General features: G+C 61.6%; 13 protein-coding genes and 1 tRNA gene. 10 read left to right on the forward strand and 4 right to left on the reverse strand.

Annotation, left to right across the window (positions count from 1 at the left end):
• Positions 1-290: 290 nt before the first annotated feature.
• Positions 291-740, reverse strand: a complete 450-nt coding sequence (locus VGP39_RS08205) for a VOC family protein (RefSeq protein WP_327567606.1) — start codon at positions 738-740, stop codon at positions 291-293.
• 90 nt (positions 741-830) lie between these two features.
• Here VGP39_RS08205 and VGP39_RS08210 point away from each other — a divergent pair, with 90 nt between their 5' ends.
• Positions 831-1,058 carry a hypothetical protein gene (locus VGP39_RS08210; protein ID WP_327567607.1) on the forward strand — a complete coding sequence of 76 codons (228 nt, stop codon included), beginning with the start codon at positions 831-833 and terminating at the stop codon, positions 1,056-1,058.
• A gap of 105 nt (positions 1,059-1,163) precedes the next feature.
• Here the strand turns inward: VGP39_RS08210 and VGP39_RS08215 are convergent, their stop codons facing one another.
• Complete coding sequence (locus tag VGP39_RS08215; RefSeq protein WP_327567608.1) at positions 1,164-1,505, reverse strand: hypothetical protein; 342 nt, start codon at positions 1,503-1,505, stop codon at positions 1,164-1,166.
• A 290-nt stretch (positions 1,506-1,795) separates the two neighbouring features.
• On the opposite strand from VGP39_RS08215, the gene VGP39_RS08220 reads away from it, so the two are divergent.
• From VGP39_RS08220 to VGP39_RS08240, 5 genes are all read left to right on the forward strand, one after another.
• Complete coding sequence (locus VGP39_RS08220) at positions 1,796-2,119, forward strand: H-NS histone family protein (RefSeq protein ID WP_327567609.1); 324 nt, start codon at positions 1,796-1,798, stop codon at positions 2,117-2,119.
• A gap of 116 nt (positions 2,120-2,235) precedes the next feature.
• Positions 2,236-2,997, forward strand: a complete 762-nt coding sequence (locus VGP39_RS08225; protein ID WP_327567610.1) for an SIR2 family NAD-dependent protein deacylase — start codon at positions 2,236-2,238, stop codon at positions 2,995-2,997.
• A 201-nt stretch (positions 2,998-3,198) separates the two neighbouring features.
• On the forward strand, positions 3,199-3,861 hold the full coding sequence (locus VGP39_RS08230; RefSeq protein ID WP_327567611.1) for a cold-shock protein: 663 nt from the start codon (positions 3,199-3,201) through the stop codon (positions 3,859-3,861).
• Between the two features lie 152 nt (positions 3,862-4,013).
• The gene (locus tag VGP39_RS08235; protein ID WP_327567612.1) at positions 4,014-4,493 is read left to right on the forward strand and encodes a DUF192 domain-containing protein; all 480 of its coding nucleotides are present in this window, start codon (positions 4,014-4,016) and stop codon (positions 4,491-4,493) included.
• Between the two features lie 59 nt (positions 4,494-4,552).
• Positions 4,553-4,629: transfer RNA gene (locus tag VGP39_RS08240), tRNA-Pro, on the forward strand.
• A gap of 131 nt (positions 4,630-4,760) precedes the next feature.
• On the opposite strand, the gene VGP39_RS08245 is transcribed toward VGP39_RS08240, so the two are convergent.
• On the reverse strand, positions 4,761-5,147 hold the full coding sequence (locus tag VGP39_RS08245) for a hypothetical protein (protein WP_327567613.1): 387 nt from the start codon (positions 5,145-5,147) through the stop codon (positions 4,761-4,763).
• Positions 5,148-5,494: 347 nt separating this feature from the next.
• On the opposite strand from VGP39_RS08245, the gene VGP39_RS08250 reads away from it, so the two are divergent.
• Together VGP39_RS08250 and VGP39_RS08255 are read left to right on the forward strand one after the other, a co-directional pair.
• A complete protein-coding gene (locus VGP39_RS08250; RefSeq protein WP_327567614.1) occupies positions 5,495-7,303 on the forward strand; it encodes a carbamoyltransferase family protein in 1,809 nt (602 codons plus the stop codon).
• A 114-nt stretch (positions 7,304-7,417) separates the two neighbouring features.
• Positions 7,418-7,681 (forward strand): hypothetical protein, encoded by a 264-nt coding sequence (locus VGP39_RS08255; protein ID WP_327567615.1) that lies wholly within the window; start codon positions 7,418-7,420, stop codon positions 7,679-7,681.
• A gap of 185 nt (positions 7,682-7,866) precedes the next feature.
• Here VGP39_RS08255 and VGP39_RS08260 read toward each other — a convergent pair whose 3' ends face one another.
• Positions 7,867-9,021 carry an OpgC domain-containing protein gene (locus tag VGP39_RS08260; protein ID WP_327567616.1) on the reverse strand — a complete coding sequence of 385 codons (1,155 nt, stop codon included), beginning with the start codon at positions 9,019-9,021 and terminating at the stop codon, positions 7,867-7,869.
• A gap of 191 nt (positions 9,022-9,212) precedes the next feature.
• Here VGP39_RS08260 and VGP39_RS08265 point away from each other — a divergent pair, with 191 nt between their 5' ends.
• Positions 9,213-9,518 (forward strand): ETC complex I subunit, encoded by a 306-nt coding sequence (locus tag VGP39_RS08265; RefSeq protein ID WP_327567617.1) that lies wholly within the window; start codon positions 9,213-9,215, stop codon positions 9,516-9,518.
• 141 nt (positions 9,519-9,659) lie between these two features.
• The coding region (locus VGP39_RS08270) for a carboxyl transferase domain-containing protein (RefSeq protein ID WP_327567618.1) at positions 9,660-11,175 on the forward strand (1,516 nt) is incomplete at its 3' end.

The raw sequence follows: 11,175 nt of genomic DNA on the forward strand, positions 1-11,175 counted from the left end.
CCGATAGGCGAAGCCCGATGCAGTGACACATCGGTTCTCGTTGCTCAGCCCTCTGGCTCGGTCTTGCCGCTCAGCGGCCGAAGAACAGCCACAACAGAATAATGATCGGGATAGGCACACCCAGCAGCCACAGCAAAATTCCGCGTCCCATTTTCGTCTCCTCTCATGCTGCATCAGAGAACGCGAAGCGATCCGACGGGTTCCTTGGAGTGCACAAAATTGCTGCGGAGATTTGCTTGCCGATCATCAGCCGACAGGTCAGGTAGCGAACATTCAGGAAACTGGCAGGCTCACCAATGCCCGGTGTTCGGCATCGAGGTCCATGGCTCCGCCGGCGGTTTTGCGTCGCCCTTTTGCAAAAGCTCGATCGAATGCAGATCCGGCGAACGCACGAACGCCATCTGGCCGTCGCGCGGCGGGCGGTTGATGGTGATGCCGAGCTTCATCAGCTTCTCGCAGGTGGCGTAGATGTCGTCGACCTCATAGGCGAGGTGGCCGAAATAACGGTCCTCACCATATTTTTCTTCGTCCCAATTGTAGGTGAGCTCGACCAGCGGCGCGCCGCGCCCCCGGGACTGCTTCAGCAGGCCTTCGTCCTCGGCGGCGCACAAGAACACCAGCGTGAATTTAGCTTTGTCGTTATCGACGCGCCGCACTTCCTTCAATCCCAGCGCGTCAGAATAGAATTTCAACGCGGCGTCGAGATTACGGACGCGCAGCATGGTGTGGAGATAGCGCATGGTTGTTGTCTCCCTTAAGGGTATTGCGGGATTGTTATTGTGGTTCGATGTTCAATAGCAGCAAAATGCGCTCAGGGGCAGGGGAGTCGAATGGTTGCCAAGTCGACCGAGCGCATTGACCGCCATAAGGACGGAAGCATCAAGGCCAAAGGCTACACCGTCAATGAGGTGCTTACGGGATATTGGGAGTGGTTCAGGAAAGACGGCACAAGGATGCGATCCGGATATTTTGAGAACGGTGAACAGGCAGGTGAATGGACGACCTATGACGCCATGGGAAAAGTCGTCAAAGTCACCAAGATGAAATCGACCCGGTAATCAGACATCTGCTGTCCCCCCTAAAAGCGAAAGCCCCGCCGGGGGATGGGGCGGGGCTCTCTACAAGATAGAGCAAGGGGGGAGGTTGCTCCGCCACAATAACGCTCAGGAGCGGATCAGGTTCCCGGGGGTTGCACGGGCTTTTGAAAAAATTGCGTCGTAATCGGCTTCCCGCGCGCGCTGGAATTTCTGCTGCTGGGCCTTGAAGTTGGCCACCCTGCGCGCGATCTCGGCGCGTTCGGACGCCATCGGAGCAGGGCCCATGACGGCGATTGCCGCGGATTTCGACGGTTCAGCCGGCCGGGCCTGCCCGACCGCTTTGACGGGCTCGGCCCGCGGCGGACCCGCCGCCGCTACGGCTCGCGCCGGCTTGGCCGCGGCTACACCCTGCACAAACGCCAAGGTCTGTTCGATCAACTGGTCGCGCTCACCCATCCACAACTTCATCACGCCTACCCCAGGGCCCGGGCGCATTTCACCGGAGGTTGACGCGAAGATCAATGAAATTGCGCGGGCATGGAGAGGATCGTTGCCGCGCGTGACCGGTTAGCCACAGCGCAGATGCGGCGCTCAATCATCGCTGCGCACCGCCAAGTTAATAAAGAATGGCCGCTTTCTCGGAAATCGCATTGCCGCATTGCGACATTTTCAACCATTGCATTTATTCAACTCCGGGGTGCTGTAATTAGGTTCCAAAGGGCTTTATAAGGCTGACGCCAATTTCACTGGAGTGCGTAATGCCATCGACCAATATAAAAAACCTTTCCGTAACCCAACTGCTCGCGATGCGCGGGGATATCGATAAGCTTCTTCAATCGAAAAGGACCGAGCTGCAGGCGCAGCTCGCACAGATCGGCGGCGACGGCGGTGCGGTCAGGAAAGCCGGCTCGGTAAAGGGTACAAAGGTCGCCGCGAAATACCGGCATCCCAAGACCGGCGAGACCTGGAGCGGCAGGGGCGGCACCGCTGGATGGCTCGCCCGGGAGATCAAGGCCGGCAAGAAGCGGGAAGATTTTCTGATTGCAAAGCCCGGCCGAAAGAAGCGGGCCAAGGCCAGATAATAGCGGTCGAACGCCCGGGCGGACCGGATGATCTGTCCAGCGTTTGCAAATGTCCGGTCCTCCTTCCAGACTGCGGTCGCAACGATCGTAAGGCTTCAGGTCCGGACAAATTTCAGATGATCGCCTCAGATCTTCGCAGCGGCGTGGAACAGCTTGGCGACATGATCGCCGAGGCGAAAGTCATTGTCCCCTTTACCGGCGCCGGCATCTCCACCGAATGCGGCATTCCCGATTTTCGTTCTCCCGGCGGATTGTGGACTCGCAACCGGCCGATCCCCTACGACGAGTTCGTCGCCAGCCAGGAGGCGCGCGACGAAGCGTGGCGGAGGCGCTTTGCCATGGAGCCGACCTTTGCCGCGGCGCGGCCGGGCCGCGGCCACCGTGCGCTGGCGGCGCTCTATAAGGCCGGCAAAGTGCCCGCCATCGTGACCCAGAATATCGACAATCTGCACCAGAATTCGGGCTTCGCCGCCGAGCATGTGATCGAGCTCCACGGCAACACCACTTACGCGCGCTGCATCGGCTGCGGAGAGTGCTACGGGCTGGCGTGGGTCAAGGAGCGCATGGATGCGACCAGCTACGCGCCGGACTGCCCGGCCTGCGGCGAGCCGGTGAAGACCGCGACCATCTCGTTCGGGCAGGCGATGCCCGAAGATGCGATGCGGCGCGCCACCGAGCTCGCCCAGCATTGCGACCTGTTTCTCGCGATCGGCTCATCGCTGGTGGTCTGGCCGGCCGCAGGCTTTCCGCCGCTGGCCAGACGTTGCGGGGCCCGGCTGGTGATCATCAACAACGAGCCGACCGACCAGGACGGCATCGCCGATCTGGTGATCCGGCACGACATCGGGGAAACCCTCGGACCCTTCGTCGGCAATTGATGCCGAAATGATTCGCGGTCGCGCAAGCCTGTTCATAGCTCCCGGCAAAATTGTTTTTTGTCTTTGCGCCGCAGGCGACAGTGTTATCTTCGATTCGTGAGATTCGCGTTGCGCCATCGTGAATTGTCATGGATGGGCGCGTGTTTTCGGCGCTGTCGCGAAAGATGGCAGGTCGCAAGATGACGTGTGGGGTCCGGGGTCATGGGGTCGGACGGATTTGAGTCCAAAAAGCCTGGGGGCGCCGCGCCGAGCGGTACCGGACCTTCAAGGCTTGGGCCGAACGAATTTTCGAGCACTGAGCGCGACGCCGCGGTCGATGCCTTCGCAGGTCTGGGCGACGCCGCGGCCAACCTGGTCGAAATCAGCGGCGTCATCAAATGGTTCGACGCCTCAAAGGGCTACGGCTTCATCGTGCCAGACAATGGCTGGCCGGACGTGCTGCTGCATGTCACGGTGCTCAGGCGCGACGGCTACCAGACCGCCTATGAAGGCGCGCGCCTCGTGGTCGAATGCGTGCAGCGCGCCAAGGGCTATCAGGCCTTCCGCATCGTCTCGATGGACGAATCCACCGCGATCCACCCGGCGCAGATGCTGCCGCCGCGCACCCATGTCAGCGTCACCCCGACCAGCGGCCTGGAACGGGCGCAGGTCAAGTGGTTCAATCGGCTGCGCGGATTCGGCTTCCTGACCTGCGGCGAGGGCACGCCCGACATCTTCGTGCACATGGAAACCCTGCGCCGCTTCGGCATGACCGAACTCCGCCCCGGCCAGTTCGTGCTGGTGCGGTTCGGACCGGGCTCCAAAGGCATGATGGCTGCCGAGATCCAGCCCGAAACCGGCGCGCCGGGGCTGTCCTCGCACTGACCCGCCGATCACAATCCCGCGTTTCGAACGGTCGGCATCGCCCCCGGCGCGGAAATCGCATTGCGCTGCATTATCGCGGTCTGGTATTTGCCACGTTCCGCCGGCCGGGCTTCCGGCCGTGGGGTTTCGCGACGACGATCGGGTTTGTATCCATGAGCTTTAACTCTATCGGGCGGAAGGTGAGGCCGTGGATCGCGCTGGCCGCGGTCGCCGTCCTCTGCGCGCTTATAGGCGCCGGTGCGCGGGCGGCCAGCATCCAGCCGCTCGAGATCGTCACCAAGACCGGCGTGCAGGTTTTCTCGGTCGAGATGGCGACGACCGATCAGGAAAAAGAAACCGGCCTGATGTATCGCAAGGAGTTGCCGGACGGCAAAGGCATGCTGTTCGACTTCTCGCCGGAGCAGCAGATTTCCATGTGGATGAAAAACACCTACATCTCACTCGACATGATCTTCATCCGCGCCGACGGACGAATCTTAAGGATTGCCGAGAATACAGAGCCGGAATCGACCAGGATCATTTCCTCAGGGGGACCAGCGAAAGGCGTGCTGGAGGTGATCGCGGGGACGGCGAAGAAATACGGCATCGCGCCAGGAGACCGGGTGGCGCATCCGCTGTTCAGCGGGCGCTGAAACGGCCAGCCTTGCTGGCGCCGCATCAAGCGTGTAACCACATCGCTCTTTAAGGATATCGGGGTATAGCGCAGCCTGGTAGCGCGGCAGTTTTGGGTACTGCAGGTCGTTGGTTCGAATCCAGCTGCCCCGACCAACTTTCAAATTGTAATGCCGTGCCGGCTCAAACCGAAAATGGCCGTCCAAACGAAATCAGGCACGCCGGCTGCCCGGCGCACCTGATTTAATTTCTGTCCGGATCGCGCGGAGCGATCTTACCGGCGATCATCAATACGGGCAGATCACCCGGCCCCAGCGCGGGCTCCAGTAGCAGCCGACGCCATAGATGCCACCGTAACCGATGCCGCGACCCCAGCCTCTGCCGCGGCCGCGGCCGCCTCTAACGACCACACCGCCGCCGCGACCAAAGCCTCGGCCCCCACCGCCGCGGAAACCGCCGCCACGCATGCCGCCACCACCGCGGAAACCACCGCCGCCGCGTCCACCACCGCCACCGCCACGACCGCCGCCCCCGCCACCGCGGGCGTCAGCCGACGTGCTCGATGCCGTCAGCATCAGCGTCGAAGCGCCGACGATGCTGAGGCAGTACACGCAGACCAGGGCAAACGTTGCCAGCCAGCGTGTGAGAAAGTTGCGCGGGGTATTCTGAGCCATTTGGTTCTCCCGGTCGGTGAAGCAGTTCGACTTTATGGATTCTTCTGTGTTGAGCCTGAAGACGTGTTTCGGATGCGTGCGAAAATCGGTCGTATCGTAGAACGAGGGCGGGCACGCTTCCACAAACAGGATACGGTGAAGGCGCACGTTCGGTCAAGTTAAGCTGTGTCGTGCTCGCCGGTTCCGCGTTCAAAAACAAAATATTATCGACGTGCTGCTCTGCACCATTCATTCATAATCATGAATGGATTTAATCTTTTATGAGGCCTGCTCTCGCCAAGAACTTTATGACCGCCTAAGACCAGATCGACACCCCCGCCCGCGGCTCTTCCGATTCAGAAAAGTCCATGTCGAAGCAGCATACTTACGTCCTCGGCCTGAACACCTACGATCACGACGTGAGCGCATGCTTGCTCAGGGACGGCGCGATCGCATTCGCCATCGCCAAAGAGCGGATCACGCGCGAAAAGCACGCCAGCGGCTTCTACAAGGAGGTGATCGACTACTGCCTCGATGCCGAGGGCATCACCTTCGACGACATCGATCTCATCGTCCGCAATTGCTACATCCTGCCGGTTTCCGAAATGGAAGACCGCCTGGCGTATCAGGACATGCCGGGCTTCCTTCCCGAATACGAGCGCGCCGACGTCGCCAAGCATCCGCTATACCGGTCGCAATCCCCCAAGGTGGTGACCATCTCGCACCATCTGGCGCATGCCTATAGCGCGTTCGCCGTGTCGCCGTTCGAAGATGGCGTCGTGATGGTGGTCGACGGCGTCGGCAGCTACCGGTCGGATGTGTCCGAGCCATATCCGGCCGGTGACGCAGCCACACCGCTCGCCCGCGAGTCGGAGAGTTATTACAAGTTCAGCGGCGCCCGAATCGAATGCCTGAAAAAAGTCTGGATGGAGCCCGATCGCGGATTCCTGAGCGACGAATTTTACAACATGCCGGGTCTTGGCGCGCTGTACAGCCGGGCCTCGACCTACATTTTCGGCGACTGGAATAAATGCGGCGAGCTGATGGGGCTTGCCCCTTATGGCCGCCGCGAGCGGATAAAGCCGCTGCTGGAGATCGCCGGCAATGAACTGCGGGTGCCGCGCTGGTCGGCGGAATTCAACCAGCCTTACGTCATGGACAGCGGCGGAAAATGGGAAGCCAGCCCCTCGATGCGGCACTGGGAGGATCTCGCCTGGCGGGTCCAGGACGATACCGAAAAAGTACTGCTGGCGCGCGCCCGCTGGCTGCGCGAGGCGACCGGCGCCAAGAATCTTTGCATCGCCGGCGGCGTGGCGCTGAACTGCGTCGCCAACGGCCGGATCGCGCGCGAAGCCGGATTCGAAAACGTCTGGATTCAACCGGCCGCGGGCGATGACGGGATCGCGATCGGCTGCGCCGCTTACGGCCAGCTCGAGGTGTTGAAGCAGCCGCGCTCCTTCGTCATGAAGCAGTCCTATGTCGGCAAGCCCTACGCCGACCGCGATATCGAAAACGCCACGCAGAAATTTCTGGTGCGCATTCAGACCACGGCGGTTCGCAGCGACGACATCTGCCGCGACACCGCAAGATTGCTGGCCGAGCAGCGGGTGATCGGCTGGTTCCAGGGCTGCTCCGAATTCGGGCCGCGCGCGCTCGGCAATCGCAGCCTGCTCGCCGACCCGCGCAAGGCCGAGATGAAGGACATCCTGAACAGCCGCGTAAAGCACCGCCAGCCGTTCCGTCCCTTTGCGCCAATCGTGCTGGCGGAGCGGGCCAAAGAGATATTCGAAGGCGAGGAGGACTCGCCCTTCATGCTCATCGCAAAATCGGTCCGCCGGGAATGGCGCGACCGGATTCCGGCCATCGTCCATGTCGACGGAACGGCGCGAGTACAAACCGTCTCTGAGGATACCAATCCGGTTCTGTATCGCCTGCTCAAGGAGTTCGAGGCGCTCACCGGCGTCCCCGTGCTGATCAACACGTCATTCAACGTGAAGGGCGAGCCGATCGTGGAGACGCCGCGTGATGCCATGATCTGCTTTTTGACCACCGGGATCGACAACCTCGTGCTGCACGACACGCTGATCTCGAAAAACGCGCTTCATAATATCGTGGCGCCGCTGGTGCAGGTCTATACCGACATCGCCACCTTGGTGATGGCGACCGGTCGGGGCTAAAACCGGTCGCCGACAAAAAAACATATTCCCTCTCACAAGATTCTCCCCTGCGGCACGGAGGTTCGGCAACCTTTTCCGTGGCCGCCGTTGCAGATTTTTCAAGGAGGAAGTTTGATGATCGTTCCGAAATCCGCAGTTGGCGGGCTAGCCGCGCTTGCTGCCGTTGCGCTTGGTTCCGCTTCGGCCTCGGCAATGCCCAACGGACTGCTGGCAGGCGCTGCCCAACATTCCAACATCGAAAACGTGCGCATGGTCTGCAATGCGTGGGGCCGCTGCTGGTGGCGGCCGAATTATTACGTCGGCCCCCGGGTCTACCGTTATGGCTATGCCGGTCCGCGCTACCATGGCTATCGGCGAGGCGGAGGACGCCGCTGGTAAAGCGCCGACGGCTTGTGGACTCGTGCCCCGGACGCAGCGCAGCGCGCCGCCTTCGGCGTGGTGCGCTGCAGAGCCGGGGCCGTAACAAAGACGCTGCTTGAGACGGTCCCGGCTCTGCGGAGTGGCATAAGAATGCCGCACCGCGTCCGGGACACGAAACCGGGGAGGGCGCTTGCCCTCCCTATTTATGACTTGGCCGGCGCCGCCGCCGGCTTCGGCAGCGGCTTGTCCTGCTTCTTGGACCAGGAGATGTAGTAGGCGACGACGGTCATGATCGCGATTCCCGCTGCGCTCACGCCAATCTGCGCCCACACCGAGCCGTAGCTCAACGCCAGTACGAAATGGCCGACAAAGGACAGAAACACCCCGACGCAGAACACCGCAAGCGACTGCTGGCCGCATTTGACCAGGGGATCGAAGATTTTCCACTCCAGGCCGGGCCAGTCCTTGGGCACGAACCGTATCGTCAGAATGACGATGACGACGAAGTGCAGGAAGCGATACCAGGCGAGATTGGTCTTGTCGTTCGGATTGAAGGTGTCATAGAGCCAGTGCGGGAACAGAGCTCCGAAGCTCGGAAATTTGCCGGCAAAGGTCATCACCATCGCGAGGATCATGTAGGCGATGCACAGGTAGAGGGTGATCGGCAGGTCGATGATCTTTCGCGACTTCGCCGCGCCGCCGAGCGCGCACCATGAGCCGAACACGAACAGCAGCTGCCAGCAGAACGGATTGAAGTACCATGTCCCGGCGGGATAGGCGGCGAGATTCCAGCCGAACCATCGCGCGGCCAGCCACAACGCGATCGACGCCAGCATGGTCAGATCGGGCTGGCGCAACATCAGCCACAGCACCGGCGGAAAGAACCCCATCAGCACGATGTAGAGCGGAAGCACGTCGAGGTTGACCGGCTTGAATTTGAGCAGCAGCCCTTGGCGCAGCGTTTCGATCGCGTTATCGCCCGCCAGACCCGCGACGTTGAATTCGTTGATGATGTCCGGATCGCCGAAACGCAGCGCGACATAGCCGATCGAAACGATGTAAATGACGAACAGGACGATGTGGGCGACATAGAGCTGCCAGACCCGCTTGGTGAGCCGGGTGAGGCCAACGATGAAGCCGCGCTCCAGCATCATTCTGGCGTAGACGAAGGATGCGGTGTAGCCGGAAATAAAAACGAACAGGTCCGCGGCGTCGCTGAATCCATAATTCCGGGTGGTGATCCAGTTCACCACATTGTCGGGAATGTGATCCAGGTAGATCGCCCAGTTCGCGACACCGCGAAACAGGTCGAGCCGGAGATCGCGTCCTTTGGGCGGGAGGATGGCGTTGATTTGCATGGGTGTGATGCTCAGTGCAGTGACCGGGTGCCGCGATTGTCACAAGGCTGCAGAAAGATTATACCAGATTTCGAAATAGAGCCGCCCGACGACGGAATCGCACATCAACTTACCGACAGGTGACCCTAACCCATGCCCGTCATTTCGACCAATTCGGCGCAGTGTCGCATCTCAACAGGCCCCGTCAATCCATGACCGCGCGTATTTTCAAGCAGCCCAAGAACGCGATGCAGTCGGGGACCGCCAAGACCAGGGAATGGCAACTCGACTACGAGCCGGAGCAGCCGCGCGTGGTCGAGCCGTTGATGGGCTGGACCAGCTCCGGCGACATGAAGCAGCAGCTGACCATCCGCTTCGATACAAAGGAGGATGCCATTGCCTATTGCGAGCGCGAGGGCATTGCCTATCACGTGATCGAGCCGAAAGAGGTGGCGCGCCGGCCGGCGGCCTATGCCGACAATTTTGCATTTCGGCGCGGCGAGCCCTGGACACATTGAGGGCCGGACCCGCTCCGTTCAATTCCTCCCCGACAAAGCCGGCACGGACCCAAAGTTGAGGTTGCGCCGGACCGCGGCACAATGACACCATGATGCCGGCCGCGCGATCAGTTGCGGCGCACACCCGGACCGCGAAATTCCATGTCGCTTCGCTCCAGTATCGATCCCGCCTCGGCGGAATTTGCCCACAACGCCGACACCATGCGGGCGCTGGTCGCGGATTTGCGCGAGAAGCTGAACGGCGTCGCCGGCGGCGGCGGGGAAGTTTCGCGCAAGCGGCACCTTTCGCGCGGCAAGATGCTGGCGCGCCAGCGCGTCGACCTCCTGATCGATGCCGGCACAGCGTTCCTCGAACTGTCGCCGCTCGCGGCCTACGGCCTCTATGGCGGTGACGTCCATTCCGCGAGCGTAATCACCGGTGTCGGCCGGGTTTCGGGGCGCGAATGCGTCATCGTCGCCAACGATGCGACCATCAAGGGCGGCACCTATTATCCGATGACGGTGAAGAAGCATCTTCGCGCCCAGGATATCGCGCGGCAAAACAATCTGCCCTGCATATACATGGTGGATTCCGGCGGCGCATTCCTGCCGCAGCAGGACGAGATTTTTCCGGACGAACGGCATTTTGGGCGCATCTTCTACAATCAGGCGCAGATGTCGTCGCTGGGGATTCCGCAGATCGCCATCGTGATGGGCTCCTGCACGGCGGGCGGCGCCTATGTGCCGGCGATGTCGGACGAGAGCATCATCGTGCGCAACCAGGGCACGATCTTCCTCGGCGGCCCGCCGCTGGTGAAGGCCGCCACCGGAGAGGTCGTCACCGCCGAGGAATTGGGCGGCGCCGACGTACACTCGCGGCAATCCGGCGTCACCGACCACTATGCGCAGAACGACGGCCACGCCATCGGGATCGCGCGAAAGATCGTCGCCACGCTGAAGCCGCCGGCACGCGCCGCGCTGAACATACGAGAACCGCGCGAGCCGCTGTTCGCGCCGGAAGAGATTTACGGCGTCGTCTCCGCCGACGGGCGAAAACCGTTCGACGTGCATGACATCATCGCACGGCTGGTCGATGCTTCCGAATTCGACGAATTCAAGAAGCTGTACGGCCAGACGCTGATCTGCGGTTTTGCGCACATCTGGGGCTTTCCGGTCGGCATCATCGCCAATAACGGCATCTTGTTCAGCGAGAGCTCGCTGAAGGGCGCGCATTTCATCGAGCTGTGCTGTCAGCGCAATATTCCACTGGTGTTTTTGCAGAACATCACCGGCTTCATGGTCGGCAAGAAATACGAAGCCGGCGGCATCGCGCGCGACGGCGCCAAGCTGGTGACGGCGGTCGCGACCGCCGGCGTGCCGAAATTCACCGTGGTGATCGGCGGCTCCTACGGCGCCGGCAATTACGGCATGTGCGGCCGCGCCTACTCGCCCCGCTTCCTGTGGATGTGGCCGAACGCCCGAATCTCGGTGATGGGCGGCGAGCAGGCCGCCATGGTGCTGAGCCAGCTCAGGCGCGACAATATCGAGGCCAAGGGCGGCACCTGGTCGGTCGAGGAGGAAAACGAGTTTCGCGCGCCGACGCGGGCGCAGTTCGAGAAGCAGGGCAGTCCATACTACGCCACCGCGCGGATATGGGACGACGGCGTGATCGATCCCG

Source organism: Bradyrhizobium sp. (assembly GCF_036009065.1).
Lineage (GTDB): Bacteria > Pseudomonadota > Alphaproteobacteria > Rhizobiales > Xanthobacteraceae > Bradyrhizobium.

Coding starts and splice junctions, on each gene's coding strand:
- VGP39_RS08205 (WP_327567606.1), bottom strand. CDS start 740: ATGCGCTATCTCCACACCATGCTGCGCGTCCGTAATCTCGACGCCGCG.
- VGP39_RS08260 (WP_327567616.1), bottom strand. CDS start 9,021: ATGCAAATCAACGCCATCCTCCCGCCCAAAGGACGCGATCTCCGGCTC.
- VGP39_RS08265 (WP_327567617.1), top strand. CDS start 9,213: ATGACCGCGCGTATTTTCAAGCAGCCCAAGAACGCGATGCAGTCGGGG.
- VGP39_RS08235 (WP_327567612.1), top strand. CDS start 4,014: ATGAGCTTTAACTCTATCGGGCGGAAGGTGAGGCCGTGGATCGCGCTG.
- VGP39_RS08245 (WP_327567613.1), bottom strand. CDS start 5,147: ATGGCTCAGAATACCCCGCGCAACTTTCTCACACGCTGGCTGGCAACG.
- VGP39_RS08220 (WP_327567609.1), top strand. CDS start 1,796: ATGCCATCGACCAATATAAAAAACCTTTCCGTAACCCAACTGCTCGCG.
- VGP39_RS08255 (WP_327567615.1), top strand. CDS start 7,418: ATGATCGTTCCGAAATCCGCAGTTGGCGGGCTAGCCGCGCTTGCTGCC.
- VGP39_RS08230 (WP_327567611.1), top strand. CDS start 3,199: ATGGGGTCGGACGGATTTGAGTCCAAAAAGCCTGGGGGCGCCGCGCCG.
- VGP39_RS08225 (WP_327567610.1), top strand. CDS start 2,236: ATGATCGCCTCAGATCTTCGCAGCGGCGTGGAACAGCTTGGCGACATG.
- VGP39_RS08210 (WP_327567607.1), top strand. CDS start 831: ATGGTTGCCAAGTCGACCGAGCGCATTGACCGCCATAAGGACGGAAGC.
- VGP39_RS08215 (WP_327567608.1), bottom strand. CDS start 1,505: ATGAAGTTGTGGATGGGTGAGCGCGACCAGTTGATCGAACAGACCTTG.
- VGP39_RS08250 (WP_327567614.1), top strand. CDS start 5,495: ATGTCGAAGCAGCATACTTACGTCCTCGGCCTGAACACCTACGATCAC.